General features: G+C 67.0%; 23 protein-coding genes. 9 read left to right on the top strand and 14 right to left on the bottom strand.

From position 1 onward, the window contains the following. Nucleotides 1-432: 432 nt before the first annotated feature. From AC3FMM_RS11380 to AC3FMM_RS11390, 3 genes are all read left to right on the top strand, one after another. Entirely contained in the window at nt 433-654 is a 222-nt protein-coding gene (locus tag AC3FMM_RS11380; RefSeq protein ID WP_116314254.1) for a hypothetical protein, read from the top strand. Between the two features lie 48 nt (nt 655-702). Then, nucleotides 703-3381 carry an excinuclease ABC subunit UvrA gene (locus tag AC3FMM_RS11385; RefSeq protein WP_414247795.1) on the top strand — a complete coding sequence of 893 codons (2679 nt, stop codon included), beginning with the start codon at nt 703-705 and terminating at the stop codon, nt 3379-3381. A 308-nt stretch (nt 3382-3689) separates the two neighbouring features. After that, nucleotides 3690-4436, top strand: a complete 747-nt coding sequence (locus AC3FMM_RS11390; RefSeq protein WP_414247794.1) for a P-loop NTPase family protein — start codon at nt 3690-3692, stop codon at nt 4434-4436. Nucleotides 4437-4649: 213 nt separating this feature from the next. Here AC3FMM_RS11390 and AC3FMM_RS11395 read toward each other — a convergent pair whose 3' ends face one another. Beyond that, on the bottom strand, nt 4650-5786 hold the full coding sequence (locus AC3FMM_RS11395; protein WP_488686617.1) for a zinc-binding dehydrogenase: 1137 nt from the start codon (nt 5784-5786) through the stop codon (nt 4650-4652). A gap of 417 nt (nt 5787-6203) precedes the next feature. Here AC3FMM_RS11395 and AC3FMM_RS11400 point away from each other — a divergent pair, with 417 nt between their 5' ends. Next, nucleotides 6204-7157 carry a 5'/3'-nucleotidase SurE gene (locus tag AC3FMM_RS11400; RefSeq protein WP_012355714.1) on the top strand — a complete coding sequence of 318 codons (954 nt, stop codon included), beginning with the start codon at nt 6204-6206 and terminating at the stop codon, nt 7155-7157. Between the two features lie 11 nt (nt 7158-7168). Further along, on the top strand, nt 7169-7822 hold the full coding sequence (locus AC3FMM_RS11405; RefSeq protein ID WP_115713484.1) for a YajG family lipoprotein: 654 nt from the start codon (nt 7169-7171) through the stop codon (nt 7820-7822). Nucleotides 7823-7840: 18 nt separating this feature from the next. Here the strand turns inward: AC3FMM_RS11405 and AC3FMM_RS11410 are convergent, their stop codons facing one another. Beyond that, nucleotides 7841-8320 carry a hypothetical protein gene (locus AC3FMM_RS11410; protein ID WP_115713483.1) on the bottom strand — a complete coding sequence of 160 codons (480 nt, stop codon included), beginning with the start codon at nt 8318-8320 and terminating at the stop codon, nt 7841-7843. Between the two features lie 372 nt (nt 8321-8692). Here AC3FMM_RS11410 and AC3FMM_RS11415 point away from each other — a divergent pair, with 372 nt between their 5' ends. Further along, on the top strand, nt 8693-9133 hold the full coding sequence (locus AC3FMM_RS11415) for a helix-turn-helix transcriptional regulator (RefSeq protein WP_115713482.1): 441 nt from the start codon (nt 8693-8695) through the stop codon (nt 9131-9133). An 83-nt stretch (nt 9134-9216) separates the two neighbouring features. After that, nucleotides 9217-9627, top strand: a complete 411-nt coding sequence (locus tag AC3FMM_RS11420; RefSeq protein WP_488686618.1) for a VOC family protein — start codon at nt 9217-9219, stop codon at nt 9625-9627. Nucleotides 9628-9687: 60 nt separating this feature from the next. Here the strand turns inward: AC3FMM_RS11420 and AC3FMM_RS11425 are convergent, their stop codons facing one another. From AC3FMM_RS11425 to AC3FMM_RS11440, 4 genes are all read right to left on the bottom strand, one after another. Continuing rightward, nucleotides 9688-10677, bottom strand: a complete 990-nt coding sequence (locus AC3FMM_RS11425) for a tripartite tricarboxylate transporter substrate binding protein (protein ID WP_115713480.1) — start codon at nt 10675-10677, stop codon at nt 9688-9690. 62 nt (nt 10678-10739) lie between these two features. After that, complete coding sequence (pyk, locus tag AC3FMM_RS11430) at nt 10740-12158, bottom strand: pyruvate kinase (protein WP_488686619.1); 1419 nt, start codon at nt 12156-12158, stop codon at nt 10740-10742. A 12-nt stretch (nt 12159-12170) separates the two neighbouring features. Next, nucleotides 12171-13442: a glycerate kinase type-2 family protein gene (locus AC3FMM_RS11435; RefSeq protein WP_240987806.1), complete on the bottom strand. Its 1272-nt coding sequence runs from the start codon at nt 13440-13442 to the stop codon at nt 12171-12173. A gap of 113 nt (nt 13443-13555) precedes the next feature. Further along, nucleotides 13556-14644: a tartrate dehydrogenase gene (locus AC3FMM_RS11440; protein ID WP_115700184.1), complete on the bottom strand. Its 1089-nt coding sequence runs from the start codon at nt 14642-14644 to the stop codon at nt 13556-13558. Between the two features lie 140 nt (nt 14645-14784). Between AC3FMM_RS11440 and AC3FMM_RS11445 the strand changes: the two genes are divergently transcribed. Next, nucleotides 14785-15708 (top strand): LysR family transcriptional regulator, encoded by a 924-nt coding sequence (locus AC3FMM_RS11445; RefSeq protein ID WP_488686620.1) that lies wholly within the window; start codon nt 14785-14787, stop codon nt 15706-15708. A 114-nt stretch (nt 15709-15822) separates the two neighbouring features. On the opposite strand, the gene AC3FMM_RS11450 is transcribed toward AC3FMM_RS11445, so the two are convergent. The 6 genes from AC3FMM_RS11450 to AC3FMM_RS11475 form a co-directional block, all read right to left on the bottom strand. Then, nucleotides 15823-16557: an alpha/beta fold hydrolase gene (locus tag AC3FMM_RS11450; protein ID WP_240991348.1), complete on the bottom strand. Its 735-nt coding sequence runs from the start codon at nt 16555-16557 to the stop codon at nt 15823-15825. 233 nt (nt 16558-16790) lie between these two features. Next, nucleotides 16791-18113 carry a phosphoribosyltransferase gene (locus AC3FMM_RS11455; protein ID WP_115713475.1) on the bottom strand — a complete coding sequence of 441 codons (1323 nt, stop codon included), beginning with the start codon at nt 18111-18113 and terminating at the stop codon, nt 16791-16793. A gap of 20 nt (nt 18114-18133) precedes the next feature. Next, nucleotides 18134-19147: a zinc-dependent alcohol dehydrogenase family protein gene (locus AC3FMM_RS11460; RefSeq protein ID WP_115713474.1), complete on the bottom strand. Its 1014-nt coding sequence runs from the start codon at nt 19145-19147 to the stop codon at nt 18134-18136. A gap of 20 nt (nt 19148-19167) precedes the next feature. Next, a complete protein-coding gene (locus tag AC3FMM_RS11465) occupies nt 19168-19623 on the bottom strand; it encodes a universal stress protein (RefSeq protein WP_115713473.1) in 456 nt (151 codons plus the stop codon). A gap of 277 nt (nt 19624-19900) precedes the next feature. After that, nucleotides 19901-20275, bottom strand: a complete 375-nt coding sequence (locus AC3FMM_RS11470; protein ID WP_116314266.1) for a VOC family protein — start codon at nt 20273-20275, stop codon at nt 19901-19903. Between the two features lie 61 nt (nt 20276-20336). Then, nucleotides 20337-20912 carry a cysteine hydrolase family protein gene (locus tag AC3FMM_RS11475; RefSeq protein WP_116314267.1) on the bottom strand — a complete coding sequence of 192 codons (576 nt, stop codon included), beginning with the start codon at nt 20910-20912 and terminating at the stop codon, nt 20337-20339. A 268-nt stretch (nt 20913-21180) separates the two neighbouring features. Between AC3FMM_RS11475 and AC3FMM_RS11480 the strand changes: the two genes are divergently transcribed. Next, nucleotides 21181-23406 carry a TonB-dependent receptor gene (locus AC3FMM_RS11480; RefSeq protein WP_488686621.1) on the top strand — a complete coding sequence of 742 codons (2226 nt, stop codon included), beginning with the start codon at nt 21181-21183 and terminating at the stop codon, nt 23404-23406. A gap of 49 nt (nt 23407-23455) precedes the next feature. Here AC3FMM_RS11480 and AC3FMM_RS11485 read toward each other — a convergent pair whose 3' ends face one another. Beyond that, entirely contained in the window at nt 23456-24457 is a 1002-nt protein-coding gene (locus AC3FMM_RS11485) for a Bug family tripartite tricarboxylate transporter substrate binding protein (protein WP_488686622.1), read from the bottom strand. 172 nt (nt 24458-24629) lie between these two features. Next, nucleotides 24630-25490 carry a MipA/OmpV family protein gene (locus AC3FMM_RS11490; RefSeq protein ID WP_373429566.1) on the bottom strand — a complete coding sequence of 287 codons (861 nt, stop codon included), beginning with the start codon at nt 25488-25490 and terminating at the stop codon, nt 24630-24632. Nucleotides 25491-25578 lie beyond the last annotated feature (88 nt).

Below are 25578 nucleotides of genomic sequence, written 5' to 3' on the forward strand. Positions count from 1 at the left end.
GCGAATGACGGCAGTGGGTCGGTCTGGGACATCGGCGATCGATGCCCGCGCAGGCCGCATCAATCGTGGTTGATGGAAGATTGGTCTATGCTCTCCAGTTCGTCAAAAGCCTCGCCATTCAATCAATTGGCATCTCGGCAACAGCGGGGCAGCCGATGAGAAAAGCGCCGCAAGAAGCATTCTGCTTGAGCGCCTCACGGACTTCCTTCCGATAGCAGGGATTTCCAGTTCTTGCCCGCGCGCGGAAAGAGCCGGTTGACCGGCATCTGCTCGCCAGTATGAGCAGTATCTCGACCTCTGCCAAAACTGTTCGATAAGTTGTTGTGCCCGGGGCAGTGCACGAACTTCCGTAGACCGCGATCGGTAGGCCACTGGCATGCTTCCTGCTGCCTTGCAGCATCGGCACGCCGGCTGTGTCCCAAGGAGCATGCGATGAAGAACCCCTGGCTCAAAAAGAACCCGATGCTGAGCATGTGGCTCAGCGGCGCGAATGCGGTGGCCGGCGCGGCGCGTGGGCGCGCGGTGGCCGAGGGCAGGCGCCAGACAGCCACGGCCGCCGCGGCGATGACCAAGGCCGCAACGGACGCGTGGATTGCGGCGCTGACGCCGCCCAAGCCCGCCCGCAAGCGCGCGGCCAGGCGCCGCAGCAAGTAGCCGGATGTACATGGTCGCGGCCGGCAATTTGTGCAAGCGAAGGCGCGCATGAGCGCCGATATCCGGCCACCCCGGCGCAAGGCCCGCGCGGGTCGGGAGGCGGACCAGGTCCCCACGGACTCGGACAACTTCGTCAGGGTGCGCGGCGCGCGCGAGCACAACCTCAAGGATGTCGATGTCGATATCCCGCGCAATGCGCTGGTGGTGTTCACCGGCGTGTCGGGCTCGGGCAAGTCGTCGCTCGCGTTCGGCACGCTCTACGCGGAAGCGCAGCGACGCTATTTCGAATCCGTCGCGCCCTATGCAAGGCGGCTGATCGATCAGGTGGGCGTGCCCGAGGTCGACAGCATCGAGGGCCTGCCGCCCGCCGTGGCGCTGCAGCAGCAGCGCGGCACGCCGAACGCGCGGTCGACGGTGGGCAGCGTCACCACGCTGTCGAGCCTGGTGCGCATGCTGTACTCGCGCGCTGGCACCTATCCCGCGCGGCAGCCCATGCTTTACGCCGAGGATTTCTCGCCCAACACCGTGGAGGGCGCCTGCCCGGAATGCCATGGTCTCGGGCGTATCTACGATGTCACCGAGCAGTCGATGGTGCCCGACGATTCGCTCACCATCCGCGAACGCGCCGTGGCCGCGTGGCCGCCGGCCTGGCACGGGCAGAACCTGCGCGACATCCTCGTCACCCTCGGCTATGACGTCGATTCGCCGTGGCGCGACCTGCCGAAGGAGGATCGCGACTGGATCCTCTTCACCGAGGAGCAGCCCACCGTGCCGGTTTACGCTGGCTTCACGCCGCGCGAGGTGCGCGCCGCGCTCAAGCGCAAGCTGGAGCCGAGCTACCAGGGCACCTTTACGGGGGCACGGCGCTACGTGCTGCAGACCTTCGCCACCACGCAGAGCGCGCTGATGAAGAAGCGCGTGGCGCAATACATGATCGGGCGCGAATGTCCGGCGTGCCACGGCAAGCGGCTCAAGAAGGCGGCGCTGTCCGTGACGTTCGCCGGGCTCGACATCGGCGAATTCACGCACCTGCCGTTGGCCCGCGTGGCCGAGATCATGCTGCCCATCGCGCAAGGCAAATCGCCCGGCCGGGCCGGTGCCGCCGGCGCCGTGCTAAGCCGCAAGGCGGCGCGTGCGGCCACGGCGCGGCGCGTGGCGGCCGGCGGCTCGGCGCACAAGGCCGCCCCCGACGTGCGGCGCACACCCAACCTCTCCGAGGAGAAGCGGCTCGCCTCGCAACGCATCGCCGAGGAACTGATGGAGCGGTTGTCCACGCTGATCGACCTGGGCCTCGGCTATCTGTCGCTCGATCGCAGCACGCCAACGCTGTCCTCGGGCGAGCTGCAACGGCTGCGGCTGGCCACGCAGATCTCGTCGCAACTGTTCGGTGTGGTCTACGTCCTCGACGAACCCTCGGCCGGGCTGCATCCCGCCGATGGTGAGGCGCTGCTCGTGGCATTGCGCCGCCTGAACGCGGCCGGCAATTCGCTGTTCGTCGTGGAGCACGACACGCAGACCATGCGCCAGGCCGACTGGATCGTCGACGTGGGGCCCGCAGCCGGCGAGCACGGCGGGCGCGTGCTCTACAGCGGCCCGCCCGACGGCCTGGCCGAGATCGCGGCCTCGCGCACCGCGGCCTACCTGTTCGGGCCGCCGGAGATGCAGCAGCGCGCGCCGCGAGAGCCGGCCGGGTGGCTCAGGCTGGCCCATGTCTCGCGCAACAACCTGCATCGCGTGGATGCGGATATCCCGCTTGGCTGCTTCACCGCGGTAACCGGGGTTTCGGGTTCGGGCAAGTCGAGCCTGATAAGCCAGGCGCTGCCCGAACTCGTGAACCGGCACCTGGGCCGCGCCGACGACGGCGATTCCGAAGACGAGCGCGACCCGCTGTTCGCGGTGACCGATGCCCCGACCGAAGGCCGCATCGCTGGTGGCATGGAGTCAGTGCGCCGGCTGGTGCGCGTGGACCAGAAGCCGATTGGCCGCACGCCCCGTTCGAACCTGGCGACCTATACCGGATTCTTCGACCATGTACGCAAGCTGTTCGCCGCGACGCCCGCCGCGCGCAAGCGGCGCTACACGGCCGGCCGTTTCTCGTTCAACGTGGCGCAGGGACGCTGCCCGACGTGCGAAGGCGAGGGCTTCGTCAGCGTGGAGCTGCTGTTCCTGCCGAGCGTCTACGCGCCCTGTTCGGCGTGCAACGGCACGCGCTACCGGCCGCAGACGCTGGAAATCACCTGGAAGGGCCGGAACATCGCCGAGGTGCTGGACCTGACCGTCGACGCGGCCTGCGAGGTCTTCGCCGACGAGGCGCCGGCGATGCGAGCCCTGACGGCGTTGCGCGATATCGGGCTCGGCTATCTGCGGCTCGGGCAGCCGGCCACGGAACTGTCGGGCGGCGAGGCGCAGCGCATCAAGCTGGCCACCGAATTGCAGCGCGCGCAGCGCGGCGACTCGCTGTACGTGCTCGACGAGCCCACCAACGGCCTGCATCCCGCCGATGTGGATCGCCTGCTGGTGCAGTTGCAGGCGCTGGTGGACGCCGGCAACACCGTGGTCGTGGTCGAACACGACATGCGCGTGGTGGCGCAGGCGGATTGGGTTATCGACATCGGACCCGGCGCCGGCGACGAAGGGGGGCGCATCGTGGCAAGCGGCCGTCCGGCCGTCATCGCGGTCTCCATCGCAAGCGTGACGGCGGCCTACCTCGCGAAGGAGTTCGGCTGAGCCGATCCCGGAACAGCTTCGGGTTCGGTAATAGCCTGGCAATGCGGCGAACTGCGGCAGAACGGTCGAGGAAGAATTACGCGAACTAGACAATATGGATGGAACCACCATTGGCCGAAGGCCCACGGTGATACGCAGTGAGTAGAAAGCGAGCTAATTTCCCGATGCTGGGTTGGGAGGTTGCAGGGTCAAGACCAGAGAGGGCCGAGACCGGCCAGAAGCAGACATTCGACGACCGCATGCATATTGTTGACAATCCCGCATGTACGACCTAGCGTAGGTATCCTTCCAAGGAGTCGTTTGCGAAAATGACAAGTTCGACGACGTCTGGCAGTGCAGAGCCTTCCACCGCGCATCGGCTTGTGATCGTCGAGGGCATTATGGGTTCAGGCAAGTCAACGACGATGCGCCTCATTGCGAAACATCTGCAAGAGGCCGCGCAGCCAGTGTTGCCGGTCCACGAGAGGACAGAGCCCCACCCGGTGCGCGCGACAGACGAACTTGAACACTGGTTTGAACCGTGGCGGGACACGACACCAAAGCATCTCGCGGACCGTGCCCTAGCTAAATGGAAAGCCTTTGTCGAGACGACACAGGCCGAGACCCCAATCCCAGTAATAGACGGCCAACTGTTTCATGGAGACCTGACTAACCTGCTGCTGATGGAAGCCGAGTCCGCGTTGATTTTCGACTACGTACAAGCGCTGACAGCAGTCACTGCTCCGCTCAATCCGTTCGTCCTCTACCTTTGGCAGGAGGATGTCGAAAAAGCTATACGGAGTGTCTGTGCGGAACGCGGCGATGAGTGGATCGAATATCAGGTGAACTGGAAGCTCGCGGCCCCTTATTGCGTGCGCAGGGGTTACAAGGGATTGGAAGGGCTTATTTGCCTATATCGCGATTACCGCCGAATCACCGATGATTTGTTTCGCCAGCTACCGTTAGCCAAGCTCGCGATTGAGAACTCTGCAAGGGACTGGCCAGCCTATGAGAGCCAAATTCTGCGTGAGTTGCGACTGCCGGGTGGATTAGCTCATGGTGTCGACGCCAATTGATACGTTTTATTGTGCAGTCATTGTATGACTGTCGATGCCAAGTAGACTCTCCCAACGATCGCTTATCGTTGCGCTGGACTTGCCCCTGCGCGTGCTGGTGCGCGATGACTGCCAGGGCAGCACTTGGATGAGCAGCCACACCGCCGCGCCGCCGGCTGTGGCGCAGCGGCTGATTCTTGACACGGGTGGGCGCGCAAGGCGCCCCGCGGTGATTTACCCGGCCAGGCCCTTGTTGGGGTTGATCAGGTACTTCTCCCCCGTCGCGCGCTTGTTGTAGACGGCGATCACCTCCAGGTCGAGCACCTCGGCCAGCGAGATCTCTTTCGAGTAGTGGCTGGCAAAGGTGGTCTTCAGCTCCGAAACCACGCGTTGCTTCAGCGCGTTGGCCCGCTCGCGCCCGATCTTCTGCAGGAACGGGAACAGCAGCCAGCCGCCCATGCCCCACGCCATGCCGAAGTTGCGGTTGAACTCGGTCGGGCTTGTGTCCAGGCCGCCGTAGAGGTAGACCTGCTTGTGGGTGGTCGAGCCATAGCGGCTGTATTCGCGTGCCGTCTTGTTCAAGGCCGCTTCCATGCAGGTGAGGATCTGGCCGGCGAGCTTGCCGCCGCCCGTGGCGTCGAACGCGATCGTTGCGCCAGTGGCGGCGAGTGCCTCGGTGAGCTCCTGCATGAACGTGGGCGACGCGGAGTTGCAGACGTGGACCGCGCCTTGTGCCTTGAGCAGGTCCACCTGCTCCTGCTTGCGCACGATGTTCACCAGCTTGATGCCATCCTTGAGACAGATCTGATTGAGCATCTGGCCCAGGTTGGAGGCCGCGGCGGTGTGCACCAGGGCGCTATGTCCTTCGAGCCGCATGGTCTCGACCATGCCCAGTGCGGTGAGCGGGTTGACGAATGACGACGCGCCGTCAGCAGGCGTGGCGCCTTCGGGCAAGACCAGGCACTGGTCCGCGGAGATGCAGCGGTACTGCGAGTACATCGCGCCGCCGATGGCGGCGACGGTCTTTCCCATCAAGGCTTGCGCCGCAGGGGACGAGCCTGCATCGACGACCACGCCCGCGCCCTCATTGCCAACCGGCATGGACACATTCAGGCGGCCCGCCATGCTGCGCATCGCGCCTTCCGGAACGCGCGCGGTGACTATGGGCCGCTCGGCCGTGCCGCTGGCCTTGGCCGTGCTCATGTCGGCCGCACCGAACAGCAGGCCGAGATCGGACGGGTTGAGAGGAGAGGCTTCAATGCGGATGAGCACTTCATCCGGGCCAGGATGCGGCGTGTCGATGCTGTCTAGCGATAGCTCGAGTTCACCGCTGCTCTTGATTTGCGAACGAAGTTGAAGTGCGGTGTGCATTCGATGTCTCCTTGGCCTGTCGGTTTGCGGTGAGCGGGGCAGCTGCCCTGGGGCTGTTTTCGCCAGCAGTCAGCAATGTAGCAAGTTCCTGCGAATCCCGTACTGGCCGGAAATTCAGAGATGGCCGGGGCGGGATTTCCATTGACGTGCCGGCGGTGCGGGCGCTGGCGGCGCGCGGCGCATTCGTCAATCCATGGCACGGTGCCCTTTGTTGTTCACGCAACTGTCATCAAGCGCGGTTAAGGTAGCGTCCGTCCACCACGGATGACCCCAGGGCGCTGCGCCCGGCCCGCGCCACCTACATCGGCGCTGCCGGCGCATGCGCGCCGCCAGCCTCACCGGGCTGCCCGCAGTAACTTGCCTGCCGCGCGGGCACGCTTCGCCCGCATTCCTGACCCACTCAGACCTGCCACCGACATGAAATCCCGCCTGATCGCCGCGGCCTTGCTGGCCGCCACGGCGAGTCCTGCCTTCGCCCTGAACATCCTGCTGACCAACGACGACGGCCTGACCAGCAACCTGAAGGCGCTGTACGACGCGCTCAAGGGCGCTGGCCACAACGTCATCGTCAGCGTACCCTGCACCGGCCAGAGCGGCCGCGGCGCCGGCATCGTGATGTACAGCACCACGGTCATCGTGCCGGACAACGACAAGACCCAGGTCGAGGCCGAAGGCGGCTGCCACAACGGCGCGGCCAAGACCGGCGAGCCGGCGGTCGGCCCCTTCACCAAGGCGGGCTACACCAATGGCGACTACCACTACGCCCACGGCACGCCGGTGATGGCGACCATGTACGGCCTGGACGTGCTGGCGCCGGCGCGCTGGGGCAAGGCCCCGGACCTGGTGCTGTCCGGTCCCAACGAAGGCCAGAACGTTGGCCGCATCGTCAACAGCTCGGGCACGGTCAGCAATGCGCAGTTCGGCGCAGCGCGCGGCATTCCGTCCATCGCGTTGAGCGCGGGCACGGACTCGGTCGACAATGCCGGCCTGGCGAGCCCGGTGTCCGGCGTGGTGGCGCAGCTGACCATCAAGCTGCTCGGCACGCTGCAGGCCAAGGCCAACGGCGGCCCGCTGCTGCCGGCGGGGCTGGCGCTGAACGTCAACTTCCCGAATGCGCCGACGGCGGCCACGCCGTTTGCGTTCTCGCGGCATGGCACCTTCGACGCCTATGCGCTGAAGTTCAGCGGCACGGCGCCGTACGGGCTCGGCATCGGCGCCGGCGGCGGCACGCCGACGGCCGCGCAGGCCGAGGACGAGTCGGTGGTCTACAAGACCAAAACGGCCGTTACCGCCATGCAGATCGGCTTCGACCAGCGTCCCGCCGGCCAGCAATGGCTGCGCCTGCGCCTGGGTGAACTGTTCGGCCAGTGAGGCAGGTCCCGATGAAACGCCTCATTTCCCTGTTTCCCCTGGCAGTCGTGCTGGGGCTGGCCGCCTGCGGCGGCAACGACGCGCCCGGCAACGGCGCGCCGCCCGCGACCGCGACCTTGTCCGTCACCGACCTGGATCCCGGCGCCTACGTCGTCAGCGTGGGCGATGCCGACAACCCGACCGTCGGCAAGTACTACGCCGGCACGGACGGCAGCCGCTACCTGGCCCTGGCCGATGCCGAAGACAAGGCCACGGCCATCTACCGCCGCGACAAGGGCGGCAGCTGGGTCGCAGCGCCTGGCGCGGACGCGTCCGCCAGCGTCAAGCTGCTGAGCCAGGCCGCGGTGCCCGCCGCGAGCGTCGATCCCGCCAGCGTGGCCGGCACCTACACCACGGTGCTGCCTACGGGCGCCAGCGCCATCTTCACCGTCACCGCGGAAGGCAAGATCGCGCCCGGCGCTTCGGCATGCCAGCTGTCGGGAACACTGGCTGCGCAGGCCATGCCGAATACGCTGAGCCTGAAGCTGTCGACGTCGGCCTGCGGCACGCTGCCTGCCAGTGCCAGCGGTGTGCTCGCCATCGATACGGACTACCAGCCGGCCGCATTCCGCCTGATCGCGGACGATGGCGGCCGCGTGGTGGACCTGTGGGCGTATCGCGACTGAGCGATGCCGCCTGGCGTGCTAGCGCATCGCCAGGCTGCCGGCCAGCATTTGCTGCTCTGCGGGGAGTTCGCGCATGGCCTGGTTCAGCGTTGCGGTGGTGGTGGTGATGGCGGCGCCCAGGCTGGCGATTTCCTGCTGCAGCACCGCGATGCGGATGCGCTTCTGGTCGGGCGTGCCGGTGGTGGCGTTCTTCGCCGCCTCCAGCTCCTGCAGTTTGCGCGCCAGTTGCGCGCGCAGTTCGCGCAGGCGCTTGATCGCATCCCTGGCCTGATCGGGCAGGCCGCTGTCGTCGACATCGCTGTGGTCGCGCACTGAAGCGGCCTGGTTGCCGCCGGCCAGCGCGTGGCCAGGGGCCGAAATATGGATCTCGGCACTGGCCGCCGGCCGGGTACGAATCCCCGGCGCGTCGCTGGCGCTTTCGCTGGCGGCGGCGGGTGGTGCCGCAGGCGTATCCATCGACACGGCAGCCGCTGCCTTGGCTGCAATCGGTTCGATCATGGTCACGGTGGTACTTCTCCTGGTTCGCCGGCGATGGGCAATTCGTGCTTGGAAGCTGCCGGCTCCAGGCGGATATCGGCTGCCTAGCGCGCCGACTTGAGCTTGCCGCGCGGCCATCGAGCCACGGAAACCGGTGTCGAGACGCGCTGAAACGCTGACGCACGCACTGGATTTTTGCGACAGGCACGATCACGCGCCGATAACGCGCCACCGCGCACGCACGGCTTCCGCCAGGCATGGATTGGCGGCATCCGTCCTGACTACTGTGCTGTTCATGACTTGATCATCCTCAGGCATCGTGGCGACCGGCTTGACCCCGGCGTGGCCGGCGCCGGGCTTGAGCCTGCCCGACGGGCATGGCAGGATACGCCGATGCCTGCCGCGACCCCCGATACCGTCCTGCGCGACCTGGCCCGCCTGCGCCGGGTCCGTGACCGCATTGACCGTGACTATGCCCAAGCCCTGGACGTCGAGGCGCTCGCACGCGACGTCCATATGTCGGCGGGCCATCTCAGCCGGCAGTTCCGGCTGGCCTATGGTGAGTCGGTCTATGCCTACCTGATGACCCGGCGCATCGAGCGCGCGATGGCGCTGCTGCGACGGGGCGACCTGAGTGTCACCGAGGTATGCTTCGAGGTGGGGTGCTCGTCCCTGGGGTCCTTCAGTTCACGGTTTACCGAGCTGGTCGGCGTCTCGCCCAGCATTTACCGGCGCGACTGCGCGCGCCAGGCCGAGGGCATCCCGTCCTGCATCGCCAGGCAGGTGACGCGACCGATCAGGAATCGAGAAGCGCCGGAACCGTCGTCCGACTAGACTGGCTTCCATGCCTTCCGGGCCAACGCCGCGACGGCCGCGGCCACCGCTTTCTCACCCCTCACCCCTTACGGAGACTGATCATGGACCTCACCATTCACTCGACCTTTCTGCCGCATTCCGATCCGGCGGTGTCGCTGGCGTTCTACCGGGACGCCCTGGATTTCGAGATCCGCAAGGATGTCGCCTTTGGCGGCCACCGCTGGATTACCGTCGGCCCGAAGGACAAGCCCGACACTGCCATCGTCCTGTACCCGCCAAACGCTACCCCAGGCGTCACCGACGAGGAGAAGCGCACCATCGCCGAGATGATGGCCAAGGGCACGTTCGCCATGCTGCTGCTTGGCGCGAGAGACCTCGACGCCGTCTTCCAGCGCCTGCAGGACCGCGACGCCGAGATCGTGCAGGAGCCGACAGACCAGCCTTACGGCGTGCGCGATTTCGCGGTGCGCGATCCGGCCGGCAACATGATCCGGATCCAGCAACTCAAATAAGGGCGGCGCCGGCCGTGCGCCGGCCTCGGTTCGCATTGCACTTCATCTCTCGCGATCGGTTTATTCGATGGTGACTTTGCCATCCCTGACCAGGACGGCGAACTTGTCGGTCTCGTCGTGGATGCGCCGGGCAAACGCTTCGGGCGTGCTCGACATCGGCTCCGCGCCCGCGGCCAGCATGCGTTGCCGGAAGTCGGGCGAATTCACAATCTTGACGATCTCGGCATTCAGGCGCATGAGCACAGGCTTGGGTGTGGCGGCAGGGGCAAGCACGCCGAACCACGTGCCGATATCGAAGCCCTTGAGTCCGGCCTCCTCCATGGTCGGTACCTCGGGCAACGCGGTGGAGCGTTTTGCCGTGGTCACCGCCAGCGCCTTGAGCTTGCCGCCCTTGATGTGTGGCAGCACCGTGGTCAGGGTGTCGAAGGACATGGATACCTGGCCGCCAAGCAGGTCGGTGGTCAGGGGGCCGCTTCCCTTGTAGGGAACATGCAGCAACTTCACACCGGTGGTGCTCTGGAACTGGGTGCCGATCAGGTGCTGGGCGGTGCCGTTGCCATTGGAACCGTACGACAGTTCCGGCGAAGCCTTCCTTGCCAGCGCGATCAACTCGGCTACGTTCTTCGCCGGCGTCTTGGCGCTGTTGATGACCAGAACATTGGGCACCATCGCCAGCGTGGAGACCGGCGCCAGGTCCTTCTGGAAGCTGTAGGGCAGCTTCTTGTAGACGGAAGTGGCGATGGTATGGTGCACCGCGCCGATCAGCAGCGTATAGCCGTCGGGTTTCGCCTTGGCGACGTAGTCGGCGCCCACGGTGGCGCCTGCGCCGGGGCGGTTCTCGACGATGACCGGCTGGCCCAGGGTTTTCGTCAACTGGTCTCCGAGAGCGCGCGCCAGCACGTCGGTGGTGCCCCCCGATGGGAATGGCACCACCAGGCTGACGGGTTTGGCCGGCCAGTCCTGTGCCATCCCCGCGGTAGCGCCGCAAAGTCCGATTGCGCAGAGCGACAGGCCACAGATGCGGCGGATAGTCATGGTGAATCGATGCATGGTTGTCTCCTTGGTGTTTGGTGGCGTCAATGCGTGAGGGTGACTGTGTCGATAGCCGTCCCTCACTGAACCTGCGCGATGCGCAGCAGGTTGGTGGTGCCGGCCACCGTGAACGGCAGGCCGGCGGAAATCACGATCGACTGGCCGCGCTCGCCAAAGCGTTCCCTGACCACCGTCCGGCTCGCCAGCTCGGTCATTTCCAGCACGTCGACGACTTCATGGCACAGCACCGCGTGAACGCCCCACGCAAGCGCAAGCCGGCGTGCCGTGGCCATGCGCGGTGTCATGCCCAGGATCGGCATCCCGGGGCGCTCGCGCGCCATGCGCAGCGCGGAATAACCTGAGCTGGTGTAGGCCACCGCGGCTGGCATCTTGAGCAGTCCCGCCACGTGGCGCACCGCGTAGCCGATGGCGTCGGCGGCCTCGGCGCGCGGCGGCGTGTGCGAAGCCTGGATCGCTTCGTGATAGAGCGGATCGGACTCGGTGCGCGCGATGATGCCGTTCATCATCTTCACGGCCTCCACGGGATACCGGCCCGAGGCCGACTCGGCGGAGAGCATCACCGCATCGGCGCCGTCGTAGACGGCGGTGGCCACGTCGGAGGCTTCCGCGCGCGTGGGCACCGGCGCGGCGATCATCGACTCCAGCATCTGGGTGGCCACGATCACCGGCTTGCCCGCCTTGCGGCAGGCGCGCACGATGTGCTTCTGCAGCGACGGCACTTGCTCGGCGGGCATTTCCACGCCGAGATCGCCACGCGCCACCATCACCGCGTCGGCTTCGGCAACGATGGCATCCAGGCTCTGGATCGCGGCGGGCTTTTCCAGCTTGGCGACGATGCCGGCGCGGTCCTGCACGATGGCCTTGATCTCTTCTATGTCTTCGGGGCGCTGCACGAACGACAACGCAATCCAGTCCACGCCGAGCGCCAGGCCGAATTCGAGATCGCGGCGGTCCTTGTCGGTCATGGCCGAGAGCGGCAGCACCACGCCAGGCACGTTGACGCCCTTGCGGTCGGACAGTGCGCCGCCATTGACGACCGTGGTGTCGGCGAAGTCGCCGGCGCATCGGTTTACGCGCAGGCGTATCTTGCCGTCGTCCAGCAGCAGCTCGGACCCTTCGCGCAGCGCCGCGAAGATCTCCGGGTGGGGCAGGCTCACGCGGGCCGCGGAACCGGGAACCTCCTGGTCCAGGTCCAGCCGGAATGATGCCTGCGCCGCAAGCTGGACCGCCCCCCCGGCAAAGGTGCCGATGCGCAGCTTGGGGCCTTGCAGGTCGAGCAGCACCCCGATCGGGCGGCCGCGTTCCCGCTCGATGGACCGGATCGTGTCAAGTCGCTGCCGGTGGTCGTCGTGACTGCCGTGGCTGAAGTTCAGGCGGAACACATCGGCACCGGCGTCGAACAGGGCTTCGATGATCTCGGATGAGGTGCTGGCGGGCCCCAGCGTGGCCACGATCTTCGCATTGCGAAGGCGTCTCATGGTGATGCTCCATCAGGGCGCGATCAGGATCGCGCGGAAATCGTTGACGTTGGTAAGGGTGGGGCCGGTGATGACGGCATCGCCCAGCGCTTCGAAAAAGCCGTGCCCGTTGTTGTTCGCCAGGGCATCCTGCGGACGCAGGCCCAGCGCCCAGGCGCGCTGCAAGGTATCGGGCGTGACCATGGCGCCCGCAATCTCTTCCTGGCCGTCGACGCCATCGGTGTCGCCCGCCAGCGCATGGATGCGGGCATCGCCGCGCAGTGCCAGCGCGAGTGCGAGCAGGAATTCCACATTGCGGCCGCCACGTCCCTGGCCCCGCACCGTGACGGTGGTCTCGCCGCCGGAAAGCAGCACGCATGGGGTGGGGAAGAGCTGGTGGCTGGCCGATTCGAGGGCAAGCGAGCCGAGTACCAGCCCGACATCGCGCGCCTCGCCTTCGATGGCATCGCCGAGGAGGTGCACGTGGAATCCTGCTTCACGCGCGACGCGGGCAGCCGCTTCCAACGCCATGCGCGGCGTGGCGATCAAGGTGGTGTCGATGCGCGGCAGCCGTGCATCGGCGGGCTTGATGGTTTCCGCCGCTTCGGACTCCAGCACGCGCATGACGTGCGCAGGTACCGCCAGGCCGTAGCGGCGCACGATGTCGAGCGCATCCTGGCGGGTGGTGGGGTCCGGCACGGTCGGACCCGATGCGATGTCGACGGGGTCATCGCCCGGCACGTCGGACAGCAGCAGGTTGCACACCCGGGCGGGGTGGCAGGCCGCTGCCAGGCGCCCGCCCTTGATCGCCGAGAGGTGGCGCCGGACGCAGTTCGTCTCTGCGATCGTGGCGCCGGACTTGAGCAGCGCGCGGTTGATGGCCTGCTTGTCCGCGAGCGCAATGCCGGCCAGCGGCAGCGGCAGCAGCGAAGACCCGCCGCCGGAAACAAGGCTGACCACCAGATCGTCCCCGGTCAGGCCGGACACCCGTTCCAGCATGCGCCGCGCCGCGTCATGCCCGGCGGCGTCTGGCACCGGATGCGCGGCTTCCACGACCTCGATGCGCTCGCACGGTACCGCATGGCCGTAGCGCGTGACGACCAGACCCTCCAGCGGCCACGGCCAGGCGGACTCGAAAGCCCGCGCCATGGCTGCCGATGCCTTGCCCGCACCGATCACGATGGTGCGGCCCCGCGGACGCAGGGGCAAGTGGCGCGCGATGGTCAGCGATGGCTGCGCCGCGGCAATGGCGGCGTCGAACATGCGGCGCAGCAGTGCCGACGCTTCGTTTGTCTGGATCTTCATCGTCATCGACCTCAGTGCATCGGTCCGGCGTGCGCATCGGCGGCCCGGTCGGAACCGGGACGCGAAGGTGCTGCAACGAAGGCGGGGGCTGCAAGGCAGCCGCGTGGCGGACCTCAGGCGGCCTTGGGCTGGCTGCTTTGCGCCAGGAACTTGCAGACGGCCCTGGTCACGTCGATGGTTTTCGCCTTGCCGCCCAGGTCCCCGGTATGCAGCAGCGGATTGGCGGTGACGGCTTCGATCGCCGCCATCACGCGCTGCGCGGCGGCATGCTCGCCCAGGTGTTCGAGCAGCATCACCACCGACCAGAACGTGCCCACGGGATTGGCCAGGCCCTGGCCCATGATGTCGAAGGCGGAGCCGTGGATCGGCTCGAACATCGACGGATAGCGGCGCTCCGGATCGATGTTGCCGGTGGGCGCAATGCCCAGGCTGCCGGCCAGCGCGGCGGCCAGGTCGCTCAGGATGTCGGCGTGCAGGTTGGTGGCGACAATGGTGTCGAGCGTTGCCGGACGGTTGACCATGCGCGCGGTGGCGGCATCGACCAGTTCCTTGTCCCAGGTGACATCGGGAAAGTCCTTCGCCACCTGCACCGCCACTTCATCCCACATCACCATGGCATGACGCTGGGCGTTGGATTTGGTGATCACCGTCAGCAGCTTGCGCGGCCGCGACTGCGCCAGCCTGAACGCGAAGCGCAGAATGCGCTCCACCCCGACCCGCGTCATCATCGACACATCGGTGGCGGCCTCGATCGGATGGCCCTGGTGCACGCGGCCGCCGACGCCGGAGTATTCGCCTTCCGAGTTCTCGCGCACGATCACCCAGTTCAGGTCTTCCGGCGCGCAGCGCTTGAGCGGGCCGTCGATGCCGGGCAGGATGCGGGTCGGCCGCACGTTGGCGTACTGGTCGAAGCCCTGGCAGATCTTCAGGCGCAGGCCCCAGAGCGTGATGTGGTCGGGGATCTGGTTGTCGCCGGCGGAGCCGAACAGGATCGCATCCTTGTCACGCAGCGCATCGAGACCGTCCGCCGGCATCATCACGCCATGCTGGCGGTAGTAGTCGCCGCCCCAGTCGAAGTTCTCGAACTCGAAGCGAAAGCCGGCGCCATGGGCAGCCAGCGCTTCCATGACCTCGCGGCCGGCGGGCACGACCTCCTTGCCGATACCGTCGCCGGGGATGGTTGCAATCTTGTACGTCTTCATCGTTCGTCTCCTGTCTGGTCTGGAAATGCTGTGGCGCGTCGCACCGCTGCCAAGCGCGTTGGACGAATTCTGGTGGATGGACGAGGTTTTTGATCGGGGCTAAAGTTAAACCATTCTTAACCTAAAGTTTAAGGTGTTGCATGGCGGCCAATAGTGCGATCCAGCCCGCGGAGCTGGGCTTTTTCACCGTGCTGGCGACGGCCGGCAGCCTGAGCGCGGCGGCACGCGACCTCGGTATCACCACCGCGGCGGTCAGCAAGCGGCTGGGCCAGATGGAGGCGCGCATCGGCATGCCGCTGGTGATCCGCACCACGCGGCGCATGAGCCTGACCCCGGAGGGCGAGGTGCTGCTCGAGCATGCGCGCCGCATCCTGGGCGAGCTGGACGACCTGGAGCAATTGCTGACCAGCGCCAAGGGCCGGCCCAGCGGGCTGCTGCGCGTCAATGCCACGCTCGGTTTCGGGCGCATGCACGTGGCCCCGGTCATCTCCGATTACAGCCGCATGTATCCCGAGGTCGACGTGCAACTGCAGCTGTCAGCCGACCCGCCACCGCTGTCGGAGGATGCGTTCGACGTTTGCGTGCGCTTCGGCGAGCCGCCGGACGCCCGCATCGTGGCGCGCAAACTGGCGCCGAATCGTCGTTTGCTGGTGGCGTCGCCGGGTTACCTGCGCAAGCACGGCACGCCCCAGGTGCCGGCAGACCTGCCGCGTCATAACTGCATCGGCATCCGCCAGGGCAGCGATGCCTATGGCGTCTGGCGACTGACGCCGGTCAAGGGAACCCGGGCGCGCACCGAGGCTATCCACGTGCGCGGCAACCTGACCACCAACGATGGCGAGATCGCCGTGAACTGGGCGCTTGAGGGACACGGCATCGTCCTGCGCGCCGAATGGGATGTCGACCGCTATCTGCGCAGCGGAAGGCTGGTGCAGGTATTGCCGCAGTATGCGACCCCGGAAGCCAACATCTATGCCGTGTATCAACAGCGGCATCAGCTGTCGTCGCGGATCCGGCTGTTCGTGGAGTACCTGGCGGAGAAATTTGCCGCGTTTGGCAAGTAGGGCTGTGTAGCGCGCTATGTGGCTGGCGCAGGCCAGCAGGGTCCGTCGGCAACCACGATTCAGCCGTAGGGTCGGAGACGCTCAGGGTCAGGCGCGACAATACGTTGCTGGAGGTTAGCTGTGTTGGTGCCTGACGATGAAGGCTTCCACGGCGTCGTGCAGTATGACCGGCTTCTCCAGGAAGATGAAGTGACCACCGTCCAGGATGGAAAACTCCGTCCCCGGAATCCGGCCTGCCAGTTCCTCGGAGAAATATGGCGGCGCGCAGAAGTCGCGTTCGCCCACCAGCACCAGCGTCGGCGTGGTGATCGACGGCAGGTCATCGAAGGCGTCATGCCCGGCGATCATGTCTATCCGGGCGAAGACGATCTCCGGTTCGAATGGACAGGCCGATGCAGTGTTCACCCAGGCCTGCACCTGCTCCGGGTGTTCGCGCTGGAATTCCGGATCGAAGAGGAATAGCGCGTTGGCCTCGGTAGACGCGCGCAGGCCGGAATCAGCTAGCATGCGTCGCCGCATGTCGAACTGGCGACGATAGAACGCATCCGCGCGTGCGATCGAAGAGAGGATTGTCGCGCTACGCAAGCGTTCGCGGTGATGGATCGCCAGCCACTGTACGATGGCCCCTCCCGTCGATGAGCCGATCGCATGAACCGGCCCGCAACCGACCGCCTCGATGACCCGCGCCATGTCAAGCGCGTGCTGCGCAATGGTCATGCCGTGGGCGGTGTGCTCGGAAGCTCCGGTGCCGCGATGATCCGGTACGATCACCTGGTGATGCGCGGCGAACAGATCGATCTGCGGACCCCAGGAGGCACCGACCCCCGCCAGCCCGGCCAGCAGCAGCACGGGCGATCCTTTGCCCTTGACCTCGTAATGGATCGAAACACCATCGGACGCTACGCACGGCATCTTGTTTCTCCGGCTTCAGGGCGACGCGAAGCAGCGCTGGGTCACGTCGACGGTCATGCCTGCGAGATGGATATTAGTGCCTGCAGGCCAACGTTACGAGCGCTGGCTCAGGCGAAGACACTGCGTCCGTTAGAGTGCCCGATTGCCATGGCGTAATCCGAGAGTCATCGTCATCCGCTGTAGCCCAGGCACGGACGCGATGGCTGCGCAAGGTGGCGCTCGAACCAGTCCGCCGTGAGCGTCGCAACCTCTGCCAGGGCCTTGCGGTCATCGAAGCCGCAGCTACTGGCCGGCACCAGCCTCAGTTGCCGGGGACCATGCATCTGTTCGAAGGCAAGTTGATGGATCCGGATGCTCTGCGCATTGCCGCTTGCACAGATCAGCAAAGCAGGTGTCTCCAGCCGTCGCAGGATCGCGTCGCCGGCCAGGTCGGGCCGTCCGGCCATGCAGGCGATGGCGCCGGCTTGTGACGCGCTGTCCACGGCCGCGCGCAGCGCTGCCGCCGCGGCGGTACCGGCGCTGAGCAAGCCGACGGGCAAGCCCGCGAACGGCGTGCCGGCCCGCAGGAACTTCAGGGCCTGGACCAGTCTTGCGGTCAGCTCATCGACGTCCGATGCGGCCGCGTCGTCGACCTGGCTGTCAGGCTTGAGGTCTACCAGCATGGTCGCGAGTCCTCGCGCCCGGAGCTTGCGTGCCAGGTATTGGCTGCGGGCGGCGCGGCGCTGCGCGCCCCCGGCATGCGCCATTAACGCGACGCCGATCGGGTTGGGCGCGGATTCCAGCATGGCCCGCAGGCGCGTCGTGCCGTAGGGAATCAGCATGGCCTTGCTCAGCGATGGCACGCTTGCCACGGCGCCCGGTCCCGCGCGGAGCGGGGATGGCGCTGACGCCATGCCTGTCAACTGCCGGACCCGGTCATCGCTGACCAGCTGGAACTCATGATAGAAGTGCGCCAGGTTTTCAATGCGGTCCGGCGTGTCCAGGCAGACGATCTCGTCAGCCAGCGCACGCACTTGGTCCAGTCCGGCCCGGGTGGCGATCGGCAGCGCGCAGACCAGGCGGGCGGGGCGGCGCTTGCGCAGGCTGGCGAGCGCGGCGTGCATGGTCGCGCCGCTCACCAGGCCATCGTCCACCACGATCACCACGCGGCCGCCCGGGTCCATCGGCTTGCGAACCGGCCTATACACCGCGCGCTGCCGGCACAGCTGGTCGAAGTGGGGGTCGCGCAGGCTGCCGGCGCTACTGCCCGTCTGCGCGCCGTTCGTATGCCAGGTCCTGCCGGTGTCGTCCAGCGCCACCCCTGCATCGATCCTGCGCGCCATCACCAGGTCGAAGTCCGCGCCCAGGGCGTCGGCCACGACCCGTCCGACCGGCACGCCGCCACGCGGAATCGCCAGCACCAGCGCGCCGGTTGCGCGATAGGCGTGCAACGCCGAGGCCAGTTCCGCGCCGGCATGCGCGCGCGTCAGAAAACGAGTCTGGTATCGGCTCATCGGTGGGTTCTGGCGACGATCTATTGACGGATATTCAGCACGGCGGCGCCGGCCAGGCGGCCCTCGCGCAGCGCGGCCAGTGCCTGGTTGGCTTGCTCGAGCGGATAGGCGGTGGTATGCGTATGCAGCGGAGTCCGGGCGGCAATGTCCATTAGCGCGTGGCCATCGGCGCGCGTCAGGTTGGCCACGGAATACAGGCGCCTTTCTTCCCAGAGCCATTCGTAAGGCATGCTCGGGATATCGCTCATGTGAATCCCGCCGCAGACCACGACGCCACCCTTGTCCACGTCGCGCAGCGCCTTGGGAATCAGCGCGCCCACCGGAGCGAAAATCAGCGCCGCGTCCAGCGGCACGGGCGCCTGCAGGTCGCTCGAGCCGGCCCAGCATGCGCCCGTCTGAAAGGCGAGTTGCTGGGCGGCGGTATCGCCCGCGCGGGTGAAGGCGTAGACTTCGCGGCCTTGCGCCACGGCGATCTGCGTCACCAGGTGGGCCGCGGCGCCGAAGCCGTAGATGCCGATGCGGCGTGCCTGGCCGGCTGCGCCAGCCATGCGCAGTGTGCGATAGCCGATCAGGCCCGCGCAAAGCAGCGGCGCGGCGTGCTCGTCATCGTAGGCGGGCGGGATGCGGAAGCAGAAGTCGCTGTCGGCCACCGCATACTCGGCATAGCCGCCATCGCGGGTATAGCCGGTGAAAAGCGGCGCGCTGCACAGGTTCTCGCGATGCCGCAGGCAATAGCGGCACGCGCCGCACGCATGTCCCAGCCATGGCACGCCGACGCGTTCACCCGCGCTCAAGGCACTGACGCCGGCGCCGCAGGCATCCACCCGTCCGACGATTTCATGCCCCGGGACGAGTGCCGGCTTGGGATGGCGCAGTTCGCCATCGACGATATGCAGGTCGGTCCGGCACACGCCGCAGGCGGTCACGGCGATGCGGACCTGGCCGGGGCCGGGTTCCGGCACCGGCAACTGACGAAGGCGCAACGGCAGGCCGGCGCCCTCGAAGACCATCGCTCGCATGCTTTGGCTGGACATGGGGCAGGGCGGCGCAAGGGTTATCCTTCGATTTCGCTGCGGACCAGCAGCACGGGCTTGCTCGTTTTGGCGAGCACGCCTTCCGACACGCTGCCCATCAACAGGCGCCTGACGCCGCGGCGCCCATGCGTGCCGAGCACGATCAGGTCGGCATTCCACGCATCGGCGTCGGCAACAATGGTCGACGAGATCTTGCCCGGCGCCACCGGCTTTTCATCCAGTTGCACCAGGTTCGGCACGCCTGCCTCGCTGAGCCGGACCGAGGCCGCATCCAGCGCCTTGCGGCCATGCGCGATGATGCTGTCGACCAGCTCCTTCGGATTGAAATAGCTGGCCTCGAAGAAGACATCGGTGTCGTCCGCCACGAACAGGGCCTTGACCTCGGCGCCGGTCGCCTTGGCGATGATGATGGCCTGGCTTAGCGCCAGGTCCGAGGAGCGGCTGCCGTCGACGGCGAGCAGGATGCGCTTGTACATGATGGGTCTCCTGAAATCGATGTGCGGGATCGCATTGCGAGGCGTCGCATTCAGGGTAGATGCCGGCGTGGATACGCGTTTGACCTGCGTCAATTCGAAGCGGCAGGGCTGGCGCCTCTTTGAGGTAAACCGGGAGCGGGGTGCTGACAGCACGACATTGGCTCGGCGCGAGCATGCGATGCGGCACGCCGGCTACCCCTCGTGCCGGTGCCGGGCATACCCATCCGGCGCGATGGCGGCCCCGTTGCCATCGGGGAAGGGGGCGTCGTGACGGGGCTTACGCGCCAGGCGCGTGGCAAACCACTTCGATATTGTGCCCGTCAGGACCAATCACGAACGCCGCATAGTAGTCCGCGTGGTAGTGCGGTCGCAGACCCGGCGCACCGTTGTCCCTGGCGCCGGCGGAGAGCGCGGCGCGGTAGAAGGCGTCGACCTGCTGCCGGGTCGCGGCAGTAAACGCCAGGTGCAGGGGCGCAGGCTTTTCCCCGCTCTGGAACAGGCACAGCGAAGCCTTGCCGCCGGCGCTGAGCTCGACCCCATACGTCGGCGGCCCCTCGGACGCGACCGCTACGCCGAGCGGTGCCAGGGCCTCGAGGAAGAACGCCTTGCTGGCGGCATAGTCGCTGACACCGAATTTGACGTGGTCGAACATAGGGTTTCCTCAGTCGCTTGTGAGGCCGCGTCGCGCCGGGCCGCCTGGCATCGGGTGACGCTCAGGCAAGCAGGGCCAGGGCGTCGGCCAGCGACAGCACGGTCGTGCGCGAATCGAAGGCCGTGGCAAAAAGATGATCGTGCACGACCTCGTCAGGGTCATAGCAGCAATCCTTGACCGTGAACAGGCGGAAGTCCGCGTCACTCGCATACGCCACCGATGACAGCACCACGCCGGTCGACGCAATGCCCACCATGATCAGGGTATCGATCCCCTGCGCGGACAGCCGTACCTGCAGGTCGGTGCCAAAGAACACGCTGGCGCGATGCGCGGTGATCAGCGGCTCGCTGTCCTGCCGGCCAAGCTCGGGCGAGACCTGGTCGTCGACGAACAGGCCCAGCCGCTTGATGCCTTGTCCATTCCGGTTCAACGGGCTGACTTCCGGATAGCCCGGGCTGAAGTGGATCCTGGCGAAATAGACGCTGACGCCCGCGGCCCGCGCGGCGTCGCATAGCTTGCGCGTATTGGCAAGCAGGGTAGGGGCGACGCCGGGGAAGAGGGCCAGGATGTCGGTCTGGTAGTGCATCACGACCAGAGCCGTCTGCGACGGAACGAGTGGCGGGATCTGGGCGGTCATGCTGTGCGTGCGGCGGTGCCTTCCAGGCGTGGTGGGTGGCCGGCCGGATGGTCTGGTCCATGTGCAACGAGTGGCGACATCAGGCTGGGGCGACAGCGGATGAAAAGGGACTCTATCACGGCAATCCGCGCCAGGCGCGTTCGCGGTACAGGCTGCGAGCGCCGCGCCGTTTGCGTGGAAGACATGCTTGCTAACACAATCGCGAATCATTATCATTCCCGGTTTTGTTACAAATCATCAGGACGCTGCGCGCGCGCCTGCTGCCACCATGCAACCCCTTCCGGCCTTCTCTGCCCGTTCCGCTTTCCGTCCCCGCCCTTTGTCCGTGCTGATTTGTGCCATCGCGGGGACGATGCCGATGCTTGCCGTCGCCCAGGCGCAGGCCCCGGGGGCCTCGGTGGACGGGGGCAGCCTGAATGCCGTGGAGGTGCGGGTCGACCGTATCAAGAGCGACCTGGTCAACCCGATGCGGCAGGTCACGGTGATCGAGCGCGAGGAGCTGGACGAGCTGCGCACGGGTTCGACCAACCTTGCCACCATGCTGAGCAAGGTCATTCCGGGCATGGCCGATTCCAGCCGCACGGTGACGGATTTCGGCCAGACCCTGCGCGGGCGCAGCGCGCTGGTGCTGGTCGACGGCATCCCGCTGAATACCAACCGCGACTCGGCGCGCAACCTGGCCACCATCGATCCCAGCAATATCGAGCGCATCGAGGTGCTGCGCGGCAGCAGCGCGCTCTACGGGGCGGGCGCCAGCGGCGGCATCATCTCGATCACCACCCGCCAGGCCGGCGGGCCGCCGAGCGCGGATACCACGGTGACGCTGGGCACGCCGCTGACGCGGCTGAGCAGGGAAGGGCTGAGCGCCAACGTGCAGCAGCATTTTTCCGGCAGCCAGGGGCCGATCGACTATGCCTTCCACCTGGGCGCGCAGCGCATCGGCAGCCCCTACGATGCCGAAGGCCACCGCATTGCGCCGGAGCCCAGCCAGGGCGATCTGTTCGATTCCAACGTCTACAACCTGAGCGGCAAGCTGGGCTGGCGCATCGATGGCCAGCAGCGCCTGCAGCTGAGCGTCAGCCGGTACCAGGCCAAGCAGGACACCGACTATGCGTCCGATCCGTCGGTGGCCCGGGCGCCGGCCGGCTCCACCGCCGCGCGCGCGATTCGCGGCCTGCAGCTGGAGAACCAGAACGAGCTGCGCAATACCGTGGTCAACCTGGACTACCAGCACCAGGACCTGTTCGGCAGCACGGTATCGAGCCAGTTCTACTACCGCGACTACTTCACGCGTTTCCCGCCCTTCGACGCGCGCGCGGTGGCCACGCGCGGCGGCAATGTCGACCAGATCAGCCAGAACAGCGATGTCTTCGGCGGCCGCCTGACCATCAGCACGCCGCTGGGCCAGGCCAAGGCCACCAAGCTGCTGTGGGGCGCCGACTACAACCAGGAGCGCAGCGACATGCCGCTGGACCTGTTCGATCCGCGCGCCTACGACAGCAGCGGGGGGCTGGTCTTCAACCGCATCGGCACGGCCACCTATATGCCGCCGCTGACCACGCGCAGTGGCGGCATCTTCGGCCAGCTGCAGCACAAGTTCAGCGAGCAGTGGTCGGCCGAGGGCGGCCTGCGCTATGAGCGCGCCAGCGCCAGCTTCGATGATTTCGTGCCGCTGTCGCAATCGCGCGTGAGCAACCCGGCCACGGTCAAGGGCGGCACGGTCAACTATGGCGCCTGGCTGTTCAACCTGGGCGCGGCCTATGCGCCGGTCAAGGGCCAGGAGTTCTATGCCTCGTTCAGCCAGGGCTTCCAGCTGCCGGACATCGGCCTGCAGATCCGCAATGCGCGCGCCGGCTTCGATATCAATTCGTCCAGCCTGGACCCGGTCAAGACCAACAACTATGAAGTGGGCTGGCGCGGCGCGCTGGGCAATACGCTGGCGAGCGTGGCGCTGTTCTACACCACCTCCAAGCTTGGCGACGTGCAGAGCTTCAACAACGGCCTGATCCTGACCCGCACCGAGGAGCGCATCGCGGGCGTGGAAGCGGCCGCCGACTACCGCTCGGACGACGAGCGCTGGGGCGCGGGCGGCACCATCACCTGGATCAACGGACGCGAGCGGCCGCAAGGCAGCGCGGACTTCCAGGACATGACCGGTTACCGCATTCCGCCGCTCAAGGTCACGGCGTACCTGCAGTTCCGTCCCGTGAGCCAGTGGAGCAACCGCGTGCAGCTGAGCTACTACGCCAGCCGCGACTACCGGCTCAACGGCCAGAACAGCTTTGGCCGGCGCGAGGTCAGCAGCTATACCACCGTCGACCTGATCAGCCGCTATGAACTGACGCGCAAGGATACGATCACGGTCGGCATCGAGAACCTGTTCAACCGCAACTACTACCCGCTGTACAGCCAGCTGCTGCGGAACAGCAACAACACCAGCCGGCTGCCGGCAGCGGGCATCACGCTGACGGCGATGTACCAGCACCGCTGGTAAGCGCGGTGCGGCGGGGCTGGCGGCGCCTGCCGCCGCCAGCCCGCGCTCTTTAGTCGAGCGTGATCTTGCCCGCCTTGACGATCTCCGCATAGCGCCTGGTATCGCGCTCGATCAGCTTGCGGAACTCCTCGGGCGTACCGCCCACCGGCACAAAGCCGAGGTCGGTCAGCTTCTTCGTGACTTCGGGGCTGCGCGTGGCCGCGGCGATTTCCCGGGCCATGCGCGCGACGATCGGCTGCGGCGTGCCGGCCGGCGCCAGCAGGCCCGTCCATGAACTCATGACGAAGCCGGGGAAGCCGGCTTCTTCCATGGTCGGGATATTGGGCTCGCCCGGCCAGCGTTTGGCCGAGGCGACGGCCAGCACGCTGATCTTGCCGGACTTGACGTGCGGCATCGGCACCAGCAGCGGGTCGAACGCCACCGAGACCTCGCCGGACACCAGTGCCGGCAGGATCGGCGCGCTGCCGTTGTAGGGCACGTGGGTGAGCTTGAGCTTCGATTCCATCGCCAGGCGCTCGCCGGTCAGGTGGGCGGAGCTGCCGACGCCGCTGGAGCCGAAGGTCAGCGTGTCGGGATGCTTCCTGCCGTAGTCGACCAGCTCGGCCACGGTCTTGACCGGCAGCTTCTTGCTGGCGAACAGGAACAGCGGCAGCTCGGCCATTTCCGCCACCGGCACCAGGTCGGCGGCTTTGTAGCTGAGTTTGGAATACAGCGACATGTTGGCGCTGTAGGCCGCCAGCACCGAGACAAAGGTGTAGCCGTCCGCGGCCGAGCGCGCGGCCACGCCGACGCCCAGGGTGCTGTTGGCACCGGGCTTGTTCTCGATGATGATGGGCTGGCCCAGCCGTTGCGAGACCTGCTCGAACACGACTCGCGAGACCGTGTCGGTGGAGCCGCCCGGGGTGTAGGGCACGATCACCTTGATCGGCTTGGCCGGCCATGCGTCGCCGGCGAGGGCGGTGGGGGCGGTGTGGAGGGCGGCCACGCCGGCAACGGCGATGGCGATGGAACGCGCGCGGCGCGCGGCGCGATGCTTGATGCTGGACTTCAACTACGTCTCCTTCTTTGGCATGCCTGGCAATCCCCTGGCGGGGCTGCGGCCGGGACTCCGGCCGGCCAATTATGCGGGACGCAGTCTGCGCGGTGCCGCGCCAACGGCAGCCGGAACACGGGCGCGGGCCATCCAATGTGCGATAGTCGAACCAGGCTGGCCGCGACGATCGTCAGAATTCGTAGTTGACCGACACGTCGAACACTGCATTGGTCCGCTTGCGCGTGATCGGGCTGTCGGCCGCGTCGCCAGCCAGCTGCGATACCGCCACGTCAGAGCTGGCAAACCAGTGTTTGGCGAAGTACCACACCGAGGTCACGCCGAAGCCGTATGACTTGATCCCGCCGCGCGCGTGGTACTGCGGCCGGCCGGCGCGCGCCTGCGCGGCGCTGACGCCGTACCAGGCGTTCATGTAGCGCGAGTCGGCCAGCGTGACGGTGGGGCCGGCGAACCAGAAGAATTTCTCCGAGCTGCCGGGCAGCGGCATATAGGCGCCGATATCGCCGACCCAGCCGTCGCTGCCGCCCAGGCTGCGGCGCGCGTCGATGCGCAGCACCAGCGGAAATTCCTTCGAGACCGCGTATTCGGCGAACAGCTTGCCTTCCGGCGCCGGGTTGATATTGCCCATGCCGTCCAGGTGCGGCGAGTCTTCCTGCCCGCGCCGGCCCAGGTTGTAGGTGAGCGCGATGCCGGCGCGCCAGTTCCTGCCGCGCAGCAGGTTCACGCCCAGCCCTTCGCCGATCGACGCAAAGGCAAGGTCGCGGTAGCGGATGTCGATGCTGGGGCCGCCGATCACGATGTACTCGGACGAACCGTCGTAGCGCGGCCGCAGCATCGCCGCGGCGCCAAGCCGGACCTGCCAGTCGGGGATGTCGTCCTGGAACAGCTTCTGCAGCGGAATGCCGGCGGAGAACTGCCATTCGGCCAGCGGTGCCGGCGTCTGGGCGCCGGCCCGGCCGGCGGCCAGCAGCGCGCCGGTGGCCAGCAGCAGGGCGATGCACGAGGAAGTACGCGGTGGAATTCGCTCGGTCATGGCAGCCTCCGTGCCCGCATGGCGGGCAGCCAGGTTGCGGGCGCTGGGCCCGTGGGCGACATCTTTCCACCGGATCGCGGCCGGCGCA

The organism is Cupriavidus sp. 207A1 (assembly GCF_057798955.1).